Genomic DNA, 21,804 nt, shown 5'->3' with positions numbered 1-21,804 from the left:
CGCGGCACGGCGCCGGACGGGGGCGCGGACGGGCCCGGCGGGCGCGGGCGCGGCGGCGGTGCGCACGTCCCCCCGCTGCCGCCCCATGGGCCTCGTCTCCCCCCTGGCCTCACGCAAGTACATCAAACTATGCCAATCGAGTCACCGTCGTGAGGGAGCGTACGCGCTCGCCACCGCACCGCCCGCACCTGCGGTTTCCGGACTCTGGGCGACAAATGGACCCGGCGGCGGCAGCACGGACCGGCGTTGACTAGGCTGCATCGACGGAGCGGACCGCGGAGTGCCGGCCGCACGGACACCCGTGTACCCCCACTCGCGTGGTCATCTGGCTGTCGATCCGTTTTAAGGACGCCCTCGTGGACCTGTTCGAACATCAGGCGAAGGAACTCTTCGCCGAGTACGGGGTACCGGTGCCCACCGGCAAGGTCGCCTCGACTCCCCAGGAAGCGCGCGCCATCGCGGAGGAACTGTTCTCCGCGGGCAGCAAGAAGGTCGTCGTCAAGGCCCAGGTCAAGACCGGCGGCCGCGGCAAGGCCGGCGGCGTGAAGCTGGCCGACACCGCCGACGAGGCCGAGGCCCTCGCCGGCCAGATCCTCGGCATGGACATCAAGGGCCACACGGTCCACCGGGTCCTGGTCGAGGAGGGCTCGGCGATCGCGCAGGAGTTCTACTTCTCGTTCCTGCTCGACCGCGCCAACCGCACCTTCCTGTCCATCTGCTCCGTCGAGGGCGGCGTCGAGATCGAGGAGGTCCCGCACGACCGCCTCGCGATGGTGCCGGTGTCCCCGCTGACCGGCGTCGACCGGGCCCAGGCCCGGCAGATCGCCGAGCAGGGCCGGCTGCCCGAGGAGGCGCTCGACGGCGCCGCCGAGCTCATCGAGCGGCTGTGGGCGGTGTTCACCGACGAGGACGCCACGCTGGTCGAGGTCAACCCGATGATCCTCACCGCCGACGGCCAGGTGAAGGCCCTCGACGGCAAGGTCTCCCTCGACGACAACGCCGGGTTCCGCCAGGACCACGACAAGCTCGAGGACAAGGCCGCGGCCGACCCGCTGGAGGCGGCGGCGAAGGCCAAGGACCTCAACTACGTCAAGCTCGACGGCTCCGTCGGCATCATCGGCAACGGCGCGGGCCTGGTCATGTCCACCCTGGACGTGGTCGCCTACGCCGGCGAGGAGTTCGGCGGCCAGAAGCCCGCCAACTTCCTCGACATCGGCGGCGGCGCGTCCGCCGAGGTGATGGCGAACGGCCTGGAGATCGTGCTCTCCGACGCCGCCGTCAAGTCGGTGTTCGTCAACGTCTTCGGCGGCATCACCGCCTGCGACGCCGTCGCCAACGGCATCGTCTCGGCCTACAAGCTGCTGGCCGACCGCGGCGAGGCCGTCGACCGGCCGCTCGTGGTCCGCCTCGACGGCAACAACGCCGAGCTCGGACGCAAGATCCTGAACGACGCCGGGCTGACCGGCGTCCAGCAGGTCGACACCATGGACGAAGCGGCCAAGCGCGCCGCCGAACTCGCCGCGGCAGGTGCATGACAATGGCCATCTGGCTCACCGAGAACAGCAAGATCATCGTGCAGGGCATCACCGGCTCCGAGGGCTCCAAGCACGGCCGCCGGATGCTGGCCGCCGGGGCGCAGGTCGTCGGCGGTGTGAACGCCCGCAAGGCCGGCACGACCGTCGACTTCGACGGCACCGAGCTGCCCGTCTTCGGCACCGTCAAGGAGGCGATGCAGGAGACCGGCGCGGACGTGTCCGTCGTGTTCGTCCCGCCGAAGTTCACCAAGGACGCCGTCGTCGAGGCGATCGACGCCGAGATCCCGCTCTGCGTCGTCATCACCGAGGGCATCCCGGTGCACGACACCGCCTACTTCTGGGCGTACGCCGAGTCCAAGGGCAACAAGACCCGCATCATCGGGCCGAACTGCCCCGGCATCGCCTCGCCCGGCAAGTCCAACGCGGGCATCATCCCGGCCGACATCACCACCCCGGGCCGCATCGGCCTGGTGTCGAAGTCGGGCACGCTGACCTACCAGATGATGTACGAGCTGCGCGACATCGGCTTCTCCACCTGCGTCGGCATCGGCGGCGACCCCATCATCGGGACCACCCACATCGACGCCCTCAAGGCGTTCCAGGAGGACCCGGAGACCGACGCCATCGTGATGATCGGTGAGATCGGGGGCGACGCCGAGGAGCGCGCCGCCGCCTACATCGAGAAGAACGTCACGAAGCCGGTCGTCGGCTACGTCGCCGGGTTCACCGCCCCCGAGGGCAAGACGATGGGCCACGCCGGCGCGATCGTTTCCGGCTCCGCCGGCACCGCGCAGGCGAAGAAGGAGGCCCTGGAGAAGGTCGGCGTCCGCGTCGGGAAGACCCCGAGCGAGACCGCCGTCCTCATGCGGGAGATCATGAAGAGCCTCTGAGCCCTTCCGATCGCCTGACCAGGCACCGAAAGACGCCCGAGCCGCCGCTGCGGCCCGGGCGTCTTTCGTCGTCGCGGGCGTCCCCGGCCGGTCGAGGGGCCGCCGCCGGCCCGGGGCGCGCCGCCCTTCCGGGGACGCGCGGCGGGCGACAAAGGCGACACGCCGGGTCGAGGGGGCGGGTGCGCCGGGGCGGGGTGCCAGCATGGGCGGGTGAGCGACGTGAGGCCGGGACAGCGCGCGACCCCCGAACCGGCGAGGGACCCGAGGGGGCGGCGCCGCGAGGACGCGCCGCGCCCCGGGAAGGCGCGCGGCGGGCGCCCCGCGCCGCCGCCGGGCAACGGCCGCCCGCTGTACGTGACGGGCCTCGTGGCGTCGCTGTGGTGCGTCGGGATCGGGCTCACCGTGCTGACGACCGTGACGCTGCTCGGCTGGGTCGCCGCGCCGAAGACCGCGCTCGGGCACGGGCTGTCCGGGGTGTTCCGCACGGCCGTGAACTTCTGGCTCGTCTCCCACCACGCGGGGTTCTCCTACGGGCACGGCCGCGTCGGGCTGCTGCCGCTGGGCGTGCTGGTGCTGCCCGGCGCCCTGCTGTACCGGGGCGGCGCGTGGATGATCCGGGGGCTCGGGCTGCCGCCGCGGCCGCGGGTCGCCGTGGTGCGGGTGGCGGCGGCGCTGGCCGTCCCGTACGCGCTGCTGGCGATGCTGATGGCGCTCGCGGTGTCGGCGCCGGAGGTGCACCCGTCCGCGTGGCAGGCGCTGCTCGGCTGCCTCCTCGTCGCCGTCATCGCGGGCGGGCTGGGCGCCGCGCGGGCCGTGGTCGCGGCGCAGGTCGCGGCGGAGGCGCGCGGGCGGCGCGTCCGGTCCGGGCTGGGCGCGCTGCTGCGGCTGCTGCCGGACCGCCCGCGGTCGCTGGTGATCGGGGTCGCCGGGTCGGTCGCGGTGCTGGCGGCGGCGGGCGCCGTCCTGGTCGGCGGGTCCCTGGCGCTGCACGTCTCCGAGTCCGACCGGGTGTACGACCTGCTCGCGCCGGGCATCGTCGGCGGCGTCCTGCTGCTGCTGGTGGAGCTGGCGTTCCTGCCGAACGCGGTGATCTGGGGGATCGCGTACGCGGTCGGCCCCGGGTTCGCGGTCGGCGCCGGGACGAGCGTGTCGCCCACCGGTGTGTTCTTGGACACGGTCCCCGCGTTCCCGCCGCTCGCCGCGCTGCCCGAGCCGGGGCCCGCGCCCGCGGTGTCGCTGCTGGCGCTCGCGGCGCCGTTCGTCGCGGGCGCGGTGGGCGGGGTGCTGACGATCCGGACGATGCCGAGCGCGACGTCGGAGGGCGCGCCGCTGTGGGGCTTCGTGTCCGGGACCCTGACCGGCGCCGTCGTCGCGCTGCTGGCGGCGCTGTCGGGCGGCCCGCTCGGCGGCGGGCGGATGGCGACGGTCGGGCCGTCGGCCTGGCAGGTGGGGCTGCTGGCGGCGCTGGAGGTCGGGATCTCCGCGGCGCTCGCGGCGTGGGTCGCGAACTGGCGGCTCATGCGGCGGCCGGAGGAGGACGACGCGCCCGCCCGTCCCCGCAAGCCGAAGAAGAAGAGCAGGGCGCGGCGGCCCGCGGCGAAGCCGTCCCCGGTCCCGCTGCCGGAGGCGGCGGTGCCGCTTCCGGCGCCCGTCCTCGACGAGCCCCGGCCGGCGCCCGAGGAGCCTCCCGCCTCCCGCCCCTCGCCCTACGCGCCGGATCCGCTGGAGTTCGAGGAGGCCGAACCGGTGCTGGCGCCGCGCCGGCCACGCGGCCGCGGCCGCGGCGCGGACCCGCTGCCCGAGCTGATCGCGGACGAGCCCGTCCTGCACGATCCGGAACCGGAGCCGGCGCCCGTGCCGGGGGAGCCCGAGCCGGACGAGCGGGACGGCAAGGTCGTCCTCGAAGGCCACATCGTCGAGGACCCCGAGCCGGAGCCGGAGCCCGTCCCGCCGCCGCGCGAGGACCCCGAGCGCACCGAGAACCGCGGCGGCGCGATCTACGTCCTGCGCGAGGAGCCGCGCCGCGACCGGCCCCCGCGCCGCGACTGAGCCTCCCGCCGCGACCGAGCCCCGCGCCGCGACCGGCTCCCGCGACCGAGCCCCGCCGCCGTAGCCGGACGGGCGGGTCAGAGGCGGGTCAGAGCAGGTCGCCGTACTTGTCCATGCTGCCCGCGGGCAGGTCGAGCTTCTTCTCGATCTTCGGGTAGTACTCGTGCTTGCAGGCGGTCTTGTCGGTGCCGGTGTTCGCCGCGCCGATGCACTCCTGGTAGCCGCTCAGCTCCGACCACAGGAACACCGTCAGCGCCACCGACATCGTCGAGAACGCCAGCCCGACCGCGCCGAGCACGATGCCCGGCACGGCGCCCGGCGCGGTCGCGCGCGCCGTCCGCGCCCGCCGCCGCGCCCGGATCCCGATCACCAGCGAGGCGACGCCCAGCACCAGCCCCAGCGGGTAGAAGAACACCGAGGTCACCAGGGCGACGACGCCGAGCCACAGGGCCCGCCGGCCGGTCCGCTCCACCGGCCGCTGCCCGGGCGGGGGACCCAGGGGAGAGCCCGGGCCGGGGCCCGGGGGCGGTCCCGCCGGATCCCGCCCCTGCTCGACGGGATGGGCCGGGCCTCCCGGCTGCTCGCTCACGTCCGCTCCTCCCAACCGTGGATTCAACCGCGCCGAACAGGGCCGATAGGCTTCATGCCGATTGCCGACAACCCCACCGTCCACAAGGGAGTCATGGTGTCCGCCCGGCTCGTCGTCCTCGTCTCCGGTGCGGGGACCAACCTACAAGCGCTGCTCGACGCCTGCGCAGACCCAGCCTACGGGGCGAAAGTGGTGGCCGTGGGCGCCGACCGCGAAGGGATCGGCGGGACCGAGCGCGCCGAGCGCGCCGGGCTGCCCGCGTTCACCCTCCGCATCCCCGACTTCCCGTCCCGCGCCGAGTGGGACGCGGCGCTCGCCGCCGCCATCGCCGAGCACGAACCCGATCTGGTGGTGTCCGCCGGGTTCATGAAGATCCTCGGCCCGGAGGTCCTCGCCCGGTTCGGCGGACGGATCGTCAACACCCACCCCGCGCTGCTGCCCTCGTTCCCCGGCGCGCACGCCGTACGGGACGCCCTGGCGTACGGGGTGAAGGTCACGGGCTGTACGGTTCACTTCGTCGACGAAGGCGTGGACACCGGACCCGTCATCGCCCAGGAGACCGTCCCCGTGGGCTGGCACGACGACGAGGACTCCCTGCACGAGCGCATCAAGCAGGTGGAGCGCCGGCTCCTGGTCGACGTCGTCGGACGGCTGGCCCGCGACGGCTGGACCACGCGGGGCCGGCGGGTCTCGATGAAATGCAGAACCTGCGGCGACGGCCCGACCGGCGGCGCCGCGCCGGACGGCGGACCGTCCGGCAGTCCAGGTCAGACGGAACGAGGGGAGCTCGGCCGGTGAGTCGGGTGGCGATCAAGCGCGCACTGATCAGCGTGTACGACAAGACCGGGCTGGAGGAGCTCGCCCGGGGCCTGCACGAGGCCGGGGTGGAGATCGTCTCCACCGGGTCCACGGCGGGCCGGATCTCCGCCGCCGGGGTGCCGGTGATGAAGGTGGAGAAGCTCACCGGGTTCCCCGAGTGCCTGGACGGCCGGGTCAAGACCCTGCACCCGAAGGTGCACGCCGGGCTGCTCGCCGACCGGCGCAAGGACGACCACCTCCAGCAGCTCGACGACCTGCACGTCGAGCCGTTCGACCTGGCCGTGGTGAACCTGTACCCGTTCGCCGCGACCGTCGCGTCCGGCGCCGGGCCCGACGAGTGCGTCGAGCAGATCGACATCGGCGGCCCGACGATGGTCCGCGCCGCCGCGAAGAACCACGCGTCCGTCGCCGTCGTCGTCGACCCGTCCGCGTACGGGGACGTCCTCGACGCGGTGAAGGAGGGCGGCTTCACGCTGGAGCAGCGGCGCCGCCTCGCCGCCCTCGCCTACAAGCACACCGCGTCCTACGACGTCGCCGTGGCGTCCTGGTTCGCGAGCGAGTACGCGCCCGACGAGCAGGCCGCCGAGACGCGGTGGCCGGACTTCATCGGCGCCACCTGGGAGCGGTCGAACGCCCTTCGGTACGGCGAGAACCCGCACCAGCGCGCCGCCCTGTACCGGGTGCCGGGCGAGACGGGCCTCGCGGGCGCCGAGCAGATCTACGGCAAGGAGATGTCCTACAACAACTACGTGGACACCGACGCCGCCCGCCGCGCCGCCTACGACTTCACCGACCCCTGCGTCGCGATCATCAAGCACGCCAACCCGTGCGGCATCGCGGTCGGCGCCGACATCGCCGAGGCGCACCGGCTGGCCCTCGAATGCGACCCCGCGTCCGCCTACGGCGGCGTGATCGCCGCGAACCGGCCGGTCACCGCCGCGATGGCGGAGCAGATCACCGGGAGCTTCGCCGAGGTCGTCGTCGCCCCGTCCTTCGAGGACGAGGCCGTGACCGTGCTGACGAACCGGTTCAAGAACACCCGGCTGCTGATCTGCCCGGACGCCCCCGGCGGCGCCACCGAGTCGCGGCGGATCGACGGCGGCCTGCTCGTGCAGACCGTCGACCGGGTCGACGCGCCCGGCGACGACCCGTCCGGTTGGGAGCTCGCGTGCGGCGACGCCGCCGACGAGGACACCCTCCGCGACCTGGCGTTCGCGTGGCGGGCCGTCCGCGCCGTCAAGTCCAACGCGATCCTGCTGGCGTCCGGCGGCGCCACCGTCGGCGTCGGCATGGGGCAGGTCAACCGGGTCGACTCCGCCCGCCTCGCGGTCGCCCGCGCGGGCGAGGAGCGGGCGCGCGGCTCGGTCGCCGCGTCGGACGCGTTCTTCCCGTTCCCGGACGGCCTGGAGGTGCTGGTCGAGGCCGGTGTCAAGGCCGTCGTCCAGCCGGGCGGCTCGATCCGCGACGAGCTGGCGATCGAGACCGCGAAGAAGGCCGGGATCACGATGTACTTCACCGGGACGCGGCACTTCTTCCACTGATCCCACTGAGGCCGTCGGCGGCCGGGGCTTGAGGACGGCCGGTGCGGGACGCGCGATCCCCGCACCGGCCGTCCTTTCCACTTCTGCGCGGGAGGTAGCCTCTGGCTGGCCGCGCCCCCTGAACGTTCCCGACCCCCGGCGCGATCGCCCGCCTAGGGAGGCGCGCATGGACTCGCTGACGACCTTTCTGGTCGCCCACGTCGGCCAGGCCGACGCGCTGCTGATGGAGTCCCGGCAGGCCGTTGGGCTCGTCGCCGCGGTGCTCGCGGCGATGCTCGCGGGGCAGCTCGGCTGGCACGGCACCGACCGGATCCTCGCCCGCCGCGAACGCGCTGACGACTAGCGCGGCCCCCGGCGCGCCATCGGCGTGCGCGTTCAGCGCAGCTTGGCGCGCAGCGCCTTCGACGCCTCCGGCCAGTCATCGTCGGTCATCGCGTAGACGGCGGTGTCGCGGATCGACCCGTCCGCGCGGACCCGGTGCTTGCGGTGGATCCCCTCGAACGACGCGCCGAGACGCTCGATCGCCGCACGCGACCGCTCGTTGCGGACGTGCGTGTGCCAGCCGACCCGGATCGCCCCCAGGTCGTCGAAGGCCCGCTGGAGCAGCAGCAGCTTCGACTCGGTGTTGAACCCCGTCCGCTGCCAGCGCGCCCCCAGCCAGGTGTGCCCGATGCACAGCCCCCGGTCGTGCGGCGCGATCTCGTAGTACGACGTGCTCCCGGCGACCTCCCCGGTCGCCACGTCGACCTGCGCGAACGGCAGCCGCTGCCTGCGCTCGCACCCCGCCAGCGCCTTCTCTATCCAGGCGCGCACGGCGTCCACGGTCTCCGGCTGGCGCTCGTTCTTCCACGTCCAGATCGACGGCTCCTTCGACGCCTCGAACAGCCCGTCCACATGGTCGAGGGAAAGAGGCTCAAGACGCACGTAACGCCCGGTCAGGACCGGGCGGTCAAACCACTCGTCGCTCATGGCGTCCACGCTATGAGGGGCCGCTGAGCGTCCGGCAGGGCCACTTCACGGCGATTTCCGCGAGCCACTCGCCGCCCCCGGGACGGCTACCATGGGGTTTCGACGCGACTGGCGCGGTCAAGGTGGATCACCACCGGGGAGCGAACGACAGTCCGGACACCGCGCGCCTGGGTGGACGGGACCTCGAGCCGGGCTCGGTCCCTGGCGAGACACCGCGGAGGCATGCATGACCGCACAGATTCTGGACGGCAAGGCCCTGGCCGCCGAGATCCGCTCCGACCTCAAGCGCCGCGTCGAGGCGCTCCGCGACCGCGGCGTGTCCGTCGGCCTCGGCACCGTCCTGGTCGGCGACGACCCGGGCAGCCGCTCCTACGTGAACATGAAGCACCGCGACTGCGCCGAGGTCGGCATCGAGAGCATCCGCCGCGACCTGCCCGAGACCGCGTCCCAGGCCGACGTCGAGCAGGCCGTCGCCGAGCTCAACGCCGACCCCGCCTGCACCGGCTACATCGTCCAGCTCCCCCTTCCCAAGGGCCTGGACGAGCAGCGGGTGCTGGAGCTGATCGACCCCGCGAAGGACGCCGACGGCCTGCACCCGACCAACCTCGGGCGGCTCGTCCTGATGCAGCCCGGCCCGCTGCCCTGCACGCCGAAGGGCATCATCGAGCTGCTCCGCCACTACGACGTCCCGCTCAAGGGCGCCGAGGTCACCGTCGTCGGCCGCGGCATCACCGTCGGCCGGTCCCTCGGCCTGCTGCTGACCCGCCGCAGCGAGAACGCCACCGTCACCCTCTGCCACACCGCCACCCGCGACCTCGCCGCGCACACCCGCGCCGCCGACATCGTCGTGGCCGCCGCCGGCGTGCCCGGCCTGATCACCGCCGGCATGGTCAAGCCCGGCGCCGCCGTCCTCGACGTCGGCGTCTCCCGCGTCGACGGCAAGCTGACCGGCGACGTCGCCGCCGACGTCCGCGACGTCGCCGGCTGGGTCGCCCCGAACCCCGGCGGCGTCGGCCCCATGACCCGCGCGATGCTCCTGCAGAACGTCGTCGAGGCCGCCGAGCAGGCCGCCTGACCGGTCCCGGACATGCGTGAGGGCCGCCACCGACACCCACGGTGGCGGCCCCTCCGCATCACCCGGATACTCCCGGACGGAGCCGCGCCGTCACTTGCGCGGCCCCGCTCGGGCGGGTCTGGCGGTCGCCCTCATTGCGCTGCCATCAAGGGCGACCGCACGCTCGGCCCGGCCGGTCCGGCACCTCAGCTGGCCCGGCGGCCCGCCGTGGTGTGCGCGGTGCGCGCCGGACCCGGATGGCCGGGCGCGTGTCCCGGCGCCCCCGGCCTGCGCGCCTCCGCCGGGCCCCGCATCCCCGGCGGGCGCCCGTCGATCGGAGGGCGGCCCTGCTGGGGGACGTGCACCGGCGGCAGCGGCCGGACGAGCCCCATCGCGATGACCTCGTTGGCCAGCCGGGTGCGCCGGTTGGCCCCCTCCGGGATCCGGAACTTCTGGTAGAGCCGCAGCAGGTGCTGCTTCACCGCGGCCTCGGTCACGACCAGCTCTCCCGCGATGTCCCGCGCCGTGGCGGGGGCCACGAACGCCTCGTCGGACAGGGCGGGGCGGCACAGCGCGGTCAGCACGTCGACCTCGCGGCGGGTGAGCTCGGGGGCCACGGCGCGCCGCAGCTCGACGTCCGGGTCGACCTCCTCACGGGGGATGCCCCCCATCCGGCAGCGCGCCGTGCCGAAGCTCACGACGTCACCGTCCTCCAGCACACGGCGGGCGATCGGCCGGCCGTTGACACGGGTCCCGTTGCGGGACAGGCCCATGTCGACGACGTAGACGTACGGGCCGCGCCGCACGATCTCGGCGTGCAAACGGGACACACTCGGGTCGTCGAGGCGGATGTCGACTCCTCTCCCTCTCCCGACCGTCGTTACGTCGGGGCGCAGCGGCACCACCAGCCCGCTGTCCTCGATCCGCATGAACGGCCCCTCCACGGCAGTCCTCCCAGCTAGTTAGCGACCCCTGTCTGCCGGGTTACCCGGGCGGACCCCCGTCACACCCTCCTACTGGCGAGTAGCACCGATGGCGCAAGGCATTCGGGGCTCTTCGCCACCACCCGGACCGGGGGCGATTCCGTCGCCGGAGCACAAGTCCGGCCGCCGATCCGGAGGAACGATCACCGGACCCCTCACCCGGCTCAGCACGACCCGCCCCGCCGCCCCGCGATGTCGTGCCACGCGCCGATCGGCATTACCGTTGACCCATGAGCACGCAGGTGCACCGGCGCCGGCGCAAGGCGCCGCGCGGCAAGAGCGCCGCCCCCCAGTGGCTCGCGCGGCTGCCGTACCTCATCGTGCTCAGCGGCGTCGGCGGCGGCCTCGCCCTCTGCGCCCTCAACTACTTCCGCAAGGGCTCCGGCCTGATGGCCGCCGCGCTGCTGTTCGGCGCGCTCGCGCGGCTCCTGCTGCCGGAGTCCCAGCTCGGCCTGCTCGCCGTCCGCAGCCGCCCGATCGACTGCTGGACGCTCGTCATCCTCGGCGAGATGGTCGCGTTCGTCGCGCTCAGCATCCCCCCGATGAACAAGACCGGCCTCATCGGGGCCGGCGCGTTCGGCGTGCTGATCGCCCTGGTCATGGCGGCCCGCGGAGTGCGGCTGCTGCTCCTCCGGCGCCGGGACGGTTCGCCCGGCTAACGATATATCCGCAGGTCGCCGGGGGTGCGGCCACCCTCGCCAGGAGCCCAGGTCTAGACCGCACCCGGGCCTCGGCTAGCCTTGCCAGTTGAGCCTTACAAGGACTGCTGGCCAGGTGTAGGAAAGGGACAGCAACAGCATGCCCAAGATCAAAGTAGCGGGCCCGGTCGTCGAACTCGACGGCGACGAAATGACGCGGATCATCTGGAAATTCATCAAGGACCAGCTGATCCTGCCCTACCTCGACGTCGACCTGAGGTACTACGACCTGGGGATCGAGCACCGTGACGCCACGGACGACCAGGTCACCATCGACGCCGCGAACGCCATCGCCGAGCACGGCGTCGGCGTCAAGTGCGCCACCATCACCCCCGACGAGGCGCGCGTCGAAGAGTTCGGCCTGAAGAAGATGTGGCGTTCCCCCAATGGAACGATCCGCAACATCCTCGGCGGCGTGATCTTCCGTGAGCCCATCGTGGTGTCGAACATCCCGCGCCTGGTGCCCGGCTGGACGAAGCCGATCATCATCGGCCGCCACGCCCACGGCGACCAGTACAAGGCGACCGACTTCGTGGTCCCCGGCCCCGGCAAGGTGACGATCACCTACACGCCCGACAACGAGGGCGAGCCGATGGAGTTCGAGATCGCCTCCTTCCCGGGCGGCGGCGTCGCCATGGGCATGTACAACTTCGACGACTCGATCCGCGACTTCGCCCGGACGAGCATGCGGTACGCGCTGAGCCGCGAGATGCCGCTGTACATGTCGACGAAGAACACGATCCTCAAGGCCTACGACGGCCGGTTCAAGGACCTCTTCCAGGAGATCTACGAGACCGAGTTCAAGGCCGAGTTCGAGGCCAAGGGCCTCACCTACGAGCACCGGCTCATCGACGACATGGTCGCCGCCGCGCTCAAGTGGGAGGGCGGCTTCGTCTGGGCCGCCAAGAACTACGACGGCGACGTGCAGTCCGACACCCTCGCGCAGGGCTTCGGCTCGCTCGGCCTCATGACCTCCGTCCTCATGACGCCCGACGGCAAGACCGTCGAGGCCGAGGCCGCGCACGGCACGGTGACCCGGCACTTCCGGCAGCACCAGCAGGGCAAGCCGACGTCGACCAACCCCATCGCGTCGATCTTCGCCTGGACCCGCGGCCTCGAGCACCGCGGCAAGCTCGACGGCCAGCCCGAGGTCATCGACTTCGCGCGCAAGCTGGAGGCCGTCTGCGTCGAGACCGTCGAGTCCGGCCAGATGACCAAGGATCTGGCTCTGTTGGTCGGTGGCGACACCCCCTGGCTGACCACGCAGGGCTTCCTGGAGGCGCTCGACACCAACCTCCAGAAGAAGATCAACGCCTGACCGGCACGATCTGACTGTTAGCATTCATTCGAATGCTCCCTGCACATGCGGGGATGGCTCGTCCGCGACCTCGATCTCCATGGGTTCGCAGCCGTGCTCCCCGCGCACACGGGGTTGGGAAGTCGGCCCCGCTTCGGGCGGGGATGAAGGCCGTCCCGGGTTTGTCCCGGGGCGGCCTTCTGCGTCTCGTGGACCGGTGCGGGTGTGAACCATGCCGGGGCGGGCACCTGGCGCATGACGGGCGGGCCGCGCGCGATAGCCTGACGTCGGAAATATCTCGACGGCGAGAGAACCCGTGCGGCGGACCGGTTCCTTGGGTGCTCTTCGGCGGTCGGGTTCGAAGGATGGCCGCCTGAGCCCCGTCAGGTCACAGCAGGAGAAGGACGCATGACGCGCACCCCAGTCAATGTCACCGTTACCGGCGCCGCGGGCCAGATCGGCTACGCGCTGCTGTTCCGCATCGCCTCCGGGCACCTGCTCGGCGCCGACGTACCCGTCCGCCTGCGCCTGCTGGAGATCCCGCAGGCGGTGAAGGCCGCCGAGGGCACTGCGATGGAGCTGGACGACTGCGCGTTCCCGCTGCTGAGCGGCATCGACATCTTCGACGACGCGACCAAGGCGTTCGAGGGGACGAACGTGGCGCTGCTGGTCGGCGCCCGCCCGCGCACGAAGGGCATGGAGCGCGGCGACCTGCTGGAGGCCAACGGCGGCATCTTCAAGCCGCAGGGCGAGGCGATCAACGCCGGCGCCGCCGACGACGTCAGGGTGCTGGTGGTCGGCAACCCGGCCAACACCAACGCGCTGATCGCGCAGCAGCACGCCCCGGACGTCCCGGCCGAGCGGTTCACCGCGATGACCCGCCTGGACCACAACCGCGCGCTCGCGCAGCTGTCGAAGAAGGCGGGCGTGTCCGTCGCCGACATCAGGAAGATGACGATCTGGGGCAACCACTCCGCCACCCAGTACCCGGACGTGTTCCACGCGGAGATCGGCGGCAAGAACGCGGCCGAGACCGTGAACGACCAGGCGTGGCTGGAGAACGACTTCATCCCGACCGTCGCCAAGCGCGGCGCCGCGATCATCGAGGCGCGCGGCGCGTCGTCGGCGGCGTCCGCGGCGTCCGCGGCGATCGACCACGTGCACACCTGGGTGAACGGCACCGCCGACGGCGACTGGACGTCGATGGCGGTCGTGTCGGACGGCTCCTACGGCGTGCCGGAGGGCCTGATCTCCTCGTTCCCGGTCACCACCAAGGACGGGAAGTGGGAGATCGTCCAGGGCCTGGAGATCGACGACTTCTCCCGCGCGCGGATCGACGCGTCGGTGAACGAGCTGGCGGAGGAGCGCGACGCCGTCCGCAAGCTCGGCCTGATCTGACCGGCCGCCCGATCTGACCGGCCGCCCGATCTGACCGGCCCGTACCCGTACGGCCTACGCGCGAGCCCCGGACCTTCGCGGTCCGGGGCTCGTTCGCGTCGTAAATCCCGCGAAGCTGTCGGCAGCGGTCGTTAGGGTGTGATCGCTTTCGAAGGCGACGGGGAGGGACGCGGGTGGCGGATCGGGCTTTCCAGGTGGATCTGCGCGGGGTGGTGGATCTGCTCAGCCGCCATCTGTACGCGAGCCCGCGGGTGTACCTGCGGGAACTGCTGCAGAACGCGGTGGACGCGATCACGGCGCGGGGCGGTGGCGGCGGCCGGGTGGTGATCGAGACCGGCGGCGGGGCGCTGCGGGTGCACGACGACGGCGTGGGGCTGACGGCCGACGAGGTGCACACGCTGCTGGCCACGATCGGCCGGTCGTCGAAGCGGGACGAGCTGGGGTTCGCGCGGCACGACTTCCTCGGCCAGTTCGGCATCGGGCTGCTGTCGGGGTTCCTGGTGGCCGACGAGATCGAGGTGGTGTCGCGGTCCGCGAAGGGCGGCGACGCGGTCCGGTGGACGGGCCGGTCGGAGGGCAGCTACCGGGTTGAGCCGGGGGAGCGCGACGAGCCGGGCACGACGGTGACGCTGCGGGCGCGGCCGGGGTCGGCGGAGCTGCTGAGCGCGCCGGTGGTGGCGGAGCTGGCCCGCACCTACGGGTCGCTGCTCCCGATCGAGCTGGTCGTGGACGGAGTCGCGGTGACGGGTGAGGGCCCGCCGTGGCGGGCGTCCTACCGCGATCCGGCGGCGCGGCGGCGCGCGCTGGAGCGGTACTGCGAGGAGCTGTACGGGTTCACGCCGTTCGACGTGGTGGACCTGGAGGTGGCGGAGGCGGGGCTGACCGGGGTCGCGTTCGTCCTGCCGGAGCCGGTGTCGCCGACGGCCCGTGGCGCGCACCGCGTGTACCTGAAGCGGATGCTGCTGGCGGAGAGCGTGCAGGGGCTGCTGCCGGAGTGGGCGTTCTTCGTCCGGTGCGTGGTGGACGCGGGGGAGCTGCGGCCGACGGCGAGCCGGGAGGCGCTGTTCGAGGACGAGCTGCTGGAGTCGGCGCGGCAGGGCCTCGGCGAGGTGCTGCGGCAGTGGCTGGTGCGGCTGGCGGAGACCGATCCGCCGCGGCTGCGCGCGTTCCTGCGGCTGCACCAGCTCGGCGTGAAGGCGATGGCGCTGCACGACGACGACATGCTGCGGATCGTCGACCGGTGGATGGAGTACGAGACGTCGGCGGGCCCGATGACGCTGCACGAGTTCCGGCGGCGGCATCCGGACGGCCGGTTCACCGGGAGCGTGGAGGAGTTCCGGCGGCTGTCGGCGGTGGCGGGCGCGCAGGGCGTCGGGCTCGTCAACGGCGGCTACGTGCACGACACGGAGATCATCGAGCGGCTGCCGGACCTCGATCCGGACGTCCGGCTGTCCCGGCTGGACGCGTCCGAGCTGGCGACGGCGTTCGGGCCGCTGGATCCGGCGGCGGAGCTGGCGCTGCGGCCGTTCCTGGCGGCGGCGCAGCGGGCGGTGGAGCGGCTCGGCTGCGAGGTGGTCGTCCGCGACTTCGATCCGGCGTCGCTGCCGGCGCTGTACCTGACCAGCCGGGACGCGCAGTTCCGGGAGGAGCTGTCGCGGGCGCGGGAGGAGGCCGGCGAGCTCTGGGCGGACGTGCTCGGCGCGGTGGGCGCGTCGGCGGGGGTGGAGCGCCCGCAGCTGGTGCTGAACTACCGCAATCCGCTGACGCGGCGCGTCACGGCGCTCGGCGCGGACGGGCCGGTGGAGCCGGCGGTGCAGGCGCTGTACGGGCAGGCGCTGCTGCTCGGGCACCATCCGCTGCGTCCCGCGGACACGGCGGTGCTGAACCGTTCGTTCATCGGCCTGCTGGAGTGGGCCGTCCATCCCCCGGAGGCGGGCCAGTGAGCATGGAGCCGGAGGCGGGCCAGTGAGTATCGACGACGTGTACGCGCTGATGACGCGGGCGGGGGAGCTTCCGTACGGAGAGGCGCGGACCGTCCTGGTGGAGGACGCGCTGCGCCGCGCCGAGGAGGCCGGCGACGAGGTGCTGGCGTTCCGGGTGCGGGTCCGGCTGACCGACGCGTACCAGTTCGGCGGCGAGCCGGCGAAGGCGTTCGCGACGTTCGGGCGGACGCTGGCCGAGCACGACCGCGATCCCGGCCGGTTCGACGAGCCGCTGGTGCTGCTGTGGCAGATGAAGGCGGTGGTGAGCTCCCTGACGAAGTTCCCGGAGATCCCCCTCGACCGGGCGCGAGCGGTGCTGGACGACATGGAGCGCCGCTACCGGGCGGGCGGCCACAGCCTCCAAGCGGTGTACCGGCGGCGGCACATCGTGGCGCGGCATCTCGGCGATCCGTCGGCGGACGACTGGTTCGCCAAGTGGCGAGCGGCGCAGCGGGACCAGCTGTCGGACTGCGAGGGCTGCGACCCGACCGGCATGGTGGCGCATCTCGCGGACGCCGGGCGGTACGAGGAGGCGGCGGAGATCGCGGCGCCGGTGCTGGCGTCCGAGCTGTCGTGCAAGGAGCAGCCGCAGGGCATCCAGACGGCGATGCTGCCGGTGTACCTGCGGACGGGCCGTCCCGAGGCGGCGGCCGACGCGCACCGCCGTGCGTACCGGGCGCACCGCCGGCAGGTCGCCGATCTCGGCGACATAGCCGATCATCTGGAGTTCTGCGTGCTGACCGGGAACGACGCGCGCGGGCTGGAGATCGTGCAGCGGCATCTCGGGTGGCTGGACCGGGCGCCGCACGCGCACGCGGAGATGATGTTCGCCGCGGCGGCGGCCGCGGTGCTGGGGCGGGTCGCGGCGTCGGGGCGGGACGCGGTGACGGTCCGCCGTCCGGCGTCGGGCGGGCGTCCGGCGGCGGACGCGCCGGTGGCGGAGCTGCGCGCCGAGCTGGAGGGCCGCGCGACGGATCTCGCGGCCCGGTTCGACGCCCGCAACGGCACGTCCCACCAGGGCGGCAAGGTGCGGGCGCTGCTGGCGGCCGAGCCGGTGTTCGGGTTCGTCCCGCTGGCCGCGCATCACCGCCGTCCGGCCCCGGCTCCTGCCCCGGCCCTGGCGCCGGAGCCCGAGGCCGGGGACGGCGACATCGAGTCCATCGACGACCTCGACGAGCTCCTCGCGATCGGCGACGCGCGCCGGACCCGCCGCGACATGGCGCGCACCCTGGCCGCGTGGCGGCGTTTCGACGCGCTCGCCGAGGCGGCCGCGCCGACCCCGCTGCAGATCGCCCGGCGGCTGGACGGCCGGGGCGTCGAGCGGGCGATGGAGGGCGACCGCGAGGGCGCGGTCGCGTGCTGGGCGGAGGCGGCCGGGCGGTTCGCGGAGCTGGGCGAGGAGGGGCTGCGGCACCGGGTGCTGAGCCGGCTCGGGGCGCTGCGGTTCGATCTGGGCGACGAGAGCGGTCTGGCGGACATGGCCGCGGCGGCCGATCATTTCGCCGCGCATCCGGAGGAGGACGGCGCCGCGACGGCGGCGCTGTTCCGGCTCGCCGGCGCCCATCTGGACCGCGACCGTCCCGACGAGGCGCTCGCCGCGCTGGACCGGGCCGTCCCGGACGACGCCCCCGACCGGGCCGGTGAGCTGTGGTTCCTGCGGGGCCGCGCGCTGCTGGCGGCCGGTGACGAGGACGGCGCGGTCGCGGCGCTGCGCCGGTCCCTCGCCGAGACCCGCGCGTCGGACGAACCCGACACGCTGGCGTCGCCCGCGCTGCTGCTCGCCCAGACCCTCATCCGGCGGCCCCCGGCGGCGGACGGCACCGCCCCGGCGGACGGCGGTACCGGTGCGGCGGAGGAGGCGTTCGCGCTGCTCGACGAGGCGATCGGCGCGCTGCGGGAGCCGTCGCCGATGCGGGCGATGGCGCACACCGAGCGGGGGCTCGCGCTGCTGTCGGCGGGGCGCGCGGCGGACGCGGTCGCCGATCTCGCCGAGGCGGTCGCGGCGTGGACGGCCGAGGGCCTGCACGAGCAGGCCGTCCACGTGCGCGTGGACCTCGCGGCCGGGTACCTGGAGACCGGGCGGCACCTGGAGGCGGCGGAGGCCGCCGAGGAGGCGCTGCCGGGGCTCGACGAGGGCACCGCGCGGCGCTGCCGGCTGATCCTGGCGCACGCGCAGAAGGGGATGGGGGAGGAGGACGGGGCCGAGACGTTCGCGTCCCTCGCCGCGGACGCCGCGAAGGACGGCGAGCCCGGCGCCGCCGCGCATTTCCTGGAGGAGGCGGGCGAGATCCTGACGAACCTGGACAAGGACGCCATGGCCGCCGAGCGTTTCGGGGAGGCCGCGGACGCCCACGCCGGGGCGGGCGACCGGCAGGGCGCCGTCCGGGCGCGCCGCCGCGCGGCGATGTGCCTGCTGTGGAGCGGCGAGCCGGAGCGGGCCGTCGCGACGGTGGAGGCGGCCCGCGCCGCCCTGGAGGCCCTGCCGGACGGCCCGCCCCGCACCTGGGAGACCGCGCTCGTGTCCTACGACCAGGCGCGCATCCTCGCGCAGACCGGGCGTCCGGCGGACGCGGAGCCGCACGCGTCCGCCGCGGTGGACGGCTTCCGGTCGCTGGACGAGACCGGTCCCGCCGACCAGGCCGCCGCCCTCCTCGCCGACATCAGGTCGGCGCTCCAGGAGTGACGCGCCGGGCCGGACGGCGGGGCCAGGCCGGACGGCGGGGCCAGGCCGGACGGTGGGCCCAAACAGTGGGCCGCAACGGCTCGGGCGGCGGGGTCAGGCCAGGCGGCGGGCCCCCGCGGACGGGACGGCGTCGAGGAACTCCGGCGCCGTCCAGCCGCGCTTGGCGTAGGCCGCCGCGATGGCGTCCCGCACCCGGTCGGCGCGGTCGGACGCGGTGAGCACGATCACCGACCCGCCGAACCCGCCGCCGATCATGCGGCCGCCGCGGGCGCCCGCGCGCAGCGCCGCGTCGACGGCCGCGTCCGCCTCCGGCCAGGAGATCTCGAACTGGTCGCGCAGCGACAGGTGCGAGGCGTTCAGCATCGCGCCGAGCTCGGCGACGGCGCCGGCGCGCAGCAGCCCGACGGACGCCTCGACGCGGTGGTTCTCGGTGACGACGTGCTGGACGCGGCGCCGCAGCACCGGGTCGCGGAGCCGCCCGAGCGCGCCCGCGAGGTCCTTGACGTCGCGGAGCGCGTCGACGCCGAGCAGGGCGGCGGCCTCCTCGCATTCGGCGCGCCGCCGCCCGTAGTCGCCGCCGGTGAGGACGTGGGAGGCGCGGGTGTCGACGGCGAGGAGCGTCAGCCCGGCCCGCGACGGGTCGAACGGGACCTGCGCGGACAGGCCGCTGCGGCAGTCGAGCATCAGCGCGTGGCCGGGCGTGGCGAGCAGCGACGCGGACTGGTCCATCAGCCCGCACGGCATGCCGACCTGCTCGTTCTCGGCGCGCTGCGCGAGCCGCGCCAGCTCCGGCCGGTCGAGCTCGACGCCGTGCAGGTCGCAGAGGGCCAGCGCGGTCGCGCATTCCAGCGCGGCCGACGACGACAGGCCGGCGCCCTGCGGCAGGTCCGAGTCGATCAGCAGGGACGCGCCGCCGGTGCCGTGCTCGCGCAGCACCCGCGCCATGCCGACGGGGTAGGCGGCCCAGGCCCGCTCGGCCGGCCAGCCCTCCGAGACGACCGTCCCGCCGTCGGCGGGCGCGGTGACGGTGCCGTCCGCCTGCCGGGAGCGGACCTCGACCAGCCCGTCGTCGCGGCGCGCGGCGGCCACCGACACGCCCCGCGACAGCGCGAACGGCAGGACGAGGCCGTCGTTGTAGTCGGTGTGCTCGCCGATCAGGTTGATCCGGCCGGGCGCGTGCCAGACGCCCTCGGCGGGCCGTCCGAACGCCGCGCGGAACGCGGAGCCGAGGTCGGTCATCGGGAACGCAGGAAGGTCCAGGCGTCCGAGACCATGGCGCGCAGGTCCCGCTCCGGCTTCCAGCCGAGCTGCGACTGGATCTTGTCGGAGGACGCGATCAGCACCGCCGGGTCGCCGGGGCGGCGCGGGTGGACCTCCGCCGGGATGTCGCGGCCGGTGACCTCGCGGCACACCTCGATGACCTCGCGGACGGAGTTGCCGGTGCCGCTGCCCAGGTTGAAGATCTGGTGGGCGCCGGGCTCGCAGCCGTCCAGCGCCAGCAGGTGGGCGCGGCCGAGGTCGGCGACGTGGATGTAGTCGCGGACGCAGGTGCCGTCGGCGGTCGGGTAGTCCTCGCCGAACATCTTCACCGCCTCGCCCTGCCCGAGCGCGACCTTCAGCACGTTCGGGATCAGGTGGGTCTCGACGGTGTGCCGCTCGCCCTGCGTGCCGTAGGCGCCCGCGACGTTGAAGTAGCGCAGCGAGACGCCGCCGATGCCGTGCAGCCGCGCGTACTCGGCGAGCGTGGTGTCGATCGCCAGCTTGGACGCGCCGTACGGGTTGGTGGGCCGGGTCGGGTCGGTCTCCAGGATCGGCGTCGACTCGGGCTCGCCGTAGCAGGCGGCGGTCGAGGAGAACACGATCTTCGCGACCCCGGCGGTCCGCATCGCCTCCAGCAGCGCCAGCGACTCGCCGAGGTTCTTGTCCCAGTACAGGCCCGGCTTCTCGACGGACTCGCCGACCAGCGACTTCGCCGCGAAGTGCAGCACGGCGTCGAACCCGGCGCCGCCCAGCACCTCGGCGGCGGCGCCGCGCAGCGTGCCGCGCACCAGCCGCGCCCCGGCGGGGACGGCGTCCTCGTGCCCGGTGGACAGGTCGTCCAGGACGACGACCTCGTGGCCCGCCTCCAGCAGCAGTGCGGAGACGACGCTGCCGATGTAGCCGGCGCCTCCGGTGACGAGCAGCTTCACGTACGGACCTCCTGGGAAGACGACTGGACGGCGGGGTGCCGTCCAGGCTATCCGCAACCCCGCCCCCGGAGATCCCGAACCGCGAGTGCGGCCGTCCGCGGGCGCGGGGGCGGCTATCCGGGTGCGGAGGCGGCTATCCGGGGCGCGGACGGGGAAGGCTGATCCCATGGACCGGACGCCCGGCGGCGAGCAGGCGGCCGCTCCGGCGGCGTTCCGGCCGCCGGGCCGGCTCGCGCGGCCGCTGGTGTGGCTGCTGTCCACCTCGACGGACCTGGTGGTGCGGCTCGCGGGCGGCGACCCGAACGCGCTCCGCGAGGAGCTGACCGCGGAGCGCATGCGCGCCCTCGTGGCGGAGAACACGCAGATCGCCGCCGACGAGCGGGCGCTGATCGAGGAGGTGTTCGCGGCGGGGGAGCGGCCGCTGCGGGAGGTTCTCGTCCCCCGCACCGAGGTGGTGTTCCTGGACGCGGCCATGCCGCTGGCGGCGGCGGCGCGGGCCGCGGCGGGCAGCCCGCACTCCCGGTTCCCGGTGTGCCGCGGCTCCCACGACGAGGTGATCGGGTTCGTCCACATCCGGGACCTGCTCGTCCCCGAGGACCGGGACGGCGCCGCGCCCGTGGGGTCGCTGGTGCGGCCGGTGAAGTTCCTGCCGGCCTCGCAGCGGGTCCTGCCGGTGCTGTCGGAGATGCGGCGGGAGGGCTGCCACCTGGCGATCGTGATGGACGAGTACGGCGGCGTCGCGGGGATCGTCACCCTCGAGGACCTGATGGAGGAGCTGATCGGGGACATCCGCGACGAATATGATGTGCAGGACGCGCAGGCACGGCGCCTGCACGGCGGCGTGGTCGAGGTCGACGGCCTGCTCAACCTGGACGACTTCGCCGCCGAGACCGGCCTCCGGTTGCCGGACGGGCCGTACGAGACGGTCGCCGGGCACATCATGGCGGTGCTCGGCCGCGTGCCCGCCGAGGGCGACTCGGTCCCGGCCGCGGACCGGGAGCTGCGGGTGGCCCGGATGGAGGGCCGGCGGGTGGCCCGCGTGCGCGTCACGCCGCGGGCGGCGCCCCAGGCGGTACAGCAGGCGGCCCGGCCGGCGGCGCGGTGGTCAGCGCAGCCGGCGGTGCGAGA

Annotated in this window: 18 protein-coding genes; 13 read left to right on the top strand and 5 right to left on the bottom strand. The window is 73.9% G+C overall.

Going from position 1 to position 21,804, the window contains the following annotated elements; all coding sequences use genetic code 11:
- Positions 1-356 precede the first annotated feature (356 nt).
- The 3 genes from sucC (at position 357) to amrb99_RS46555 (ending at position 4,474) form a co-directional block, all read left to right on the top strand.
- Positions 357-1,535: an ADP-forming succinate--CoA ligase subunit beta gene (gene sucC / locus amrb99_RS46565; RefSeq protein WP_190868519.1), complete on the top strand. Its 1,179-nt coding sequence runs from the start codon at positions 357-359 to the stop codon at positions 1,533-1,535.
- A gap of 2 nt (positions 1,536-1,537) precedes the next feature.
- Positions 1,538-2,425: a succinate--CoA ligase subunit alpha gene (gene sucD / locus amrb99_RS46560; protein ID WP_190868516.1), complete on the top strand. Its 888-nt coding sequence runs from the start codon at positions 1,538-1,540 to the stop codon at positions 2,423-2,425.
- Between the two features lie 210 nt (positions 2,426-2,635).
- Positions 2,636-4,474, top strand: a complete 1,839-nt coding sequence (locus amrb99_RS46555; protein ID WP_347257158.1) for a DUF6350 family protein — start codon at positions 2,636-2,638, stop codon at positions 4,472-4,474.
- Positions 4,475-4,562: 88 nt separating this feature from the next.
- Here the strand turns inward: amrb99_RS46555 and amrb99_RS46550 are convergent, their stop codons facing one another.
- Complete coding sequence (locus tag amrb99_RS46550) at positions 4,563-5,063, bottom strand: hypothetical protein (protein ID WP_190868515.1); 501 nt, start codon at positions 5,061-5,063, stop codon at positions 4,563-4,565.
- 93 nt (positions 5,064-5,156) lie between these two features.
- Between amrb99_RS46550 and purN the strand changes: the two genes are divergently transcribed.
- The 3 genes from purN to amrb99_RS46535 all read left to right on the top strand — a co-directional run bounded on the left by purN (position 5,157) and on the right by amrb99_RS46535 (position 7,766).
- On the top strand, positions 5,157-5,861 hold the full coding sequence (purN, locus tag amrb99_RS46545) for a phosphoribosylglycinamide formyltransferase (protein WP_194737801.1): 705 nt from the start codon (positions 5,157-5,159) through the stop codon (positions 5,859-5,861).
- Complete coding sequence (gene purH, locus amrb99_RS46540) at positions 5,858-7,423, top strand: bifunctional phosphoribosylaminoimidazolecarboxamide formyltransferase/IMP cyclohydrolase (RefSeq protein ID WP_347257157.1); 1,566 nt, start codon at positions 5,858-5,860, stop codon at positions 7,421-7,423. The genes purN and purH overlap by 4 nt, the downstream gene beginning before the upstream one ends.
- 166 nt (positions 7,424-7,589) lie before the next feature.
- Positions 7,590-7,766, top strand: coding sequence for a hypothetical protein (locus amrb99_RS46535; RefSeq protein ID WP_190868513.1), 177 nt, complete (start codon positions 7,590-7,592; stop codon positions 7,764-7,766).
- A gap of 32 nt (positions 7,767-7,798) precedes the next feature.
- Here the strand turns inward: amrb99_RS46535 and amrb99_RS46530 are convergent, their stop codons facing one another.
- A complete protein-coding gene (locus amrb99_RS46530; RefSeq protein ID WP_190868512.1) occupies positions 7,799-8,392 on the bottom strand; it encodes a GNAT family protein in 594 nt (197 codons plus the stop codon).
- A 226-nt stretch (positions 8,393-8,618) separates the two neighbouring features.
- Between amrb99_RS46530 and amrb99_RS46525 the strand changes: the two genes are divergently transcribed.
- On the top strand, positions 8,619-9,467 hold the full coding sequence (locus amrb99_RS46525) for a bifunctional methylenetetrahydrofolate dehydrogenase/methenyltetrahydrofolate cyclohydrolase (protein WP_190868511.1): 849 nt from the start codon (positions 8,619-8,621) through the stop codon (positions 9,465-9,467).
- A 185-nt stretch (positions 9,468-9,652) separates the two neighbouring features.
- Here the strand turns inward: amrb99_RS46525 and amrb99_RS46520 are convergent, their stop codons facing one another.
- Positions 9,653-10,390, bottom strand: coding sequence for an FHA domain-containing protein (locus amrb99_RS46520; protein WP_190868510.1), 738 nt, complete (start codon positions 10,388-10,390; stop codon positions 9,653-9,655).
- A 269-nt stretch (positions 10,391-10,659) separates the two neighbouring features.
- On the opposite strand from amrb99_RS46520, the gene amrb99_RS46515 reads away from it, so the two are divergent.
- The 5 genes from amrb99_RS46515 to amrb99_RS46495 all read left to right on the top strand — a co-directional run bounded on the left by amrb99_RS46515 (position 10,660) and on the right by amrb99_RS46495 (position 18,487).
- Positions 10,660-11,088, top strand: coding sequence for a DUF3017 domain-containing protein (locus amrb99_RS46515; RefSeq protein WP_190868509.1), 429 nt, complete (start codon positions 10,660-10,662; stop codon positions 11,086-11,088).
- A gap of 139 nt (positions 11,089-11,227) precedes the next feature.
- A complete protein-coding gene (locus tag amrb99_RS46510; RefSeq protein ID WP_190868508.1) occupies positions 11,228-12,445 on the top strand; it encodes an NADP-dependent isocitrate dehydrogenase in 1,218 nt (405 codons plus the stop codon).
- 387 nt (positions 12,446-12,832) lie between these two features.
- Positions 12,833-13,822, top strand: a complete 990-nt coding sequence (locus amrb99_RS46505; RefSeq protein WP_190868507.1) for a malate dehydrogenase — start codon at positions 12,833-12,835, stop codon at positions 13,820-13,822.
- Between the two features lie 173 nt (positions 13,823-13,995).
- The gene (locus amrb99_RS46500; protein WP_190868506.1) at positions 13,996-15,765 is read left to right on the top strand and encodes an HSP90 family protein; all 1,770 of its coding nucleotides are present in this window, start codon (positions 13,996-13,998) and stop codon (positions 15,763-15,765) included.
- A gap of 22 nt (positions 15,766-15,787) precedes the next feature.
- Positions 15,788-18,487, top strand: a complete 2,700-nt coding sequence (locus amrb99_RS46495) for a hypothetical protein (protein WP_190868505.1) — start codon at positions 15,788-15,790, stop codon at positions 18,485-18,487.
- 93 nt (positions 18,488-18,580) lie between these two features.
- Here the strand turns inward: amrb99_RS46495 and galK are convergent, their stop codons facing one another.
- Positions 18,581-19,726, bottom strand: a complete 1,146-nt coding sequence (gene galK, locus amrb99_RS46490) for a galactokinase (RefSeq protein ID WP_190868504.1) — start codon at positions 19,724-19,726, stop codon at positions 18,581-18,583.
- Positions 19,723-20,676, bottom strand: a complete 954-nt coding sequence (gene galE / locus amrb99_RS46485; protein WP_190868503.1) for a UDP-glucose 4-epimerase GalE — start codon at positions 20,674-20,676, stop codon at positions 19,723-19,725. Before galE ends, galK begins: the two co-directional genes overlap by 4 nt.
- A 166-nt stretch (positions 20,677-20,842) precedes the next feature.
- On the opposite strand from galE, the gene amrb99_RS46480 reads away from it, so the two are divergent.
- The coding region (locus amrb99_RS46480) for a hemolysin family protein (RefSeq protein WP_190868502.1) at positions 20,843-21,804 on the top strand (962 nt) is incomplete at its 3' end.

The sequence above is a fragment of the Actinomadura sp. RB99 genome (assembly GCF_014706005.1).
Taxonomy (GTDB): domain Bacteria; phylum Actinomycetota; class Actinomycetes; order Streptosporangiales; family Streptosporangiaceae; genus Spirillospora.
This window is presented reverse-complemented; position numbering and strand designations above follow the sequence as displayed.

What these genes read in the sequence shown, in the direction of transcription:
- sucD (WP_190868516.1), top strand. Translation starts at nt 1,538, where the DNA reads ATGGCCATCTGGCTCACCGAGAACAGCAAGATCATCGTGCAGGGCATC.
- purN (WP_194737801.1), top strand. Translation starts at nt 5,157, where the DNA reads ATGGTGTCCGCCCGGCTCGTCGTCCTCGTCTCCGGTGCGGGGACCAAC.
- amrb99_RS46535 (WP_190868513.1), top strand. Translation starts at nt 7,590, where the DNA reads ATGGACTCGCTGACGACCTTTCTGGTCGCCCACGTCGGCCAGGCCGAC.
- amrb99_RS46530 (WP_190868512.1), bottom strand. Translation starts at nt 8,392, where the DNA reads ATGAGCGACGAGTGGTTTGACCGCCCGGTCCTGACCGGGCGTTACGTG.
- amrb99_RS46525 (WP_190868511.1), top strand. Translation starts at nt 8,619, where the DNA reads ATGACCGCACAGATTCTGGACGGCAAGGCCCTGGCCGCCGAGATCCGC.
- amrb99_RS46515 (WP_190868509.1), top strand. Translation starts at nt 10,660, where the DNA reads ATGAGCACGCAGGTGCACCGGCGCCGGCGCAAGGCGCCGCGCGGCAAG.
- amrb99_RS46510 (WP_190868508.1), top strand. Translation starts at nt 11,228, where the DNA reads ATGCCCAAGATCAAAGTAGCGGGCCCGGTCGTCGAACTCGACGGCGAC.
- amrb99_RS46505 (WP_190868507.1), top strand. Translation starts at nt 12,833, where the DNA reads ATGACGCGCACCCCAGTCAATGTCACCGTTACCGGCGCCGCGGGCCAG.
- galK (WP_190868504.1), bottom strand. Translation starts at nt 19,726, where the DNA reads ATGACCGACCTCGGCTCCGCGTTCCGCGCGGCGTTCGGACGGCCCGCC.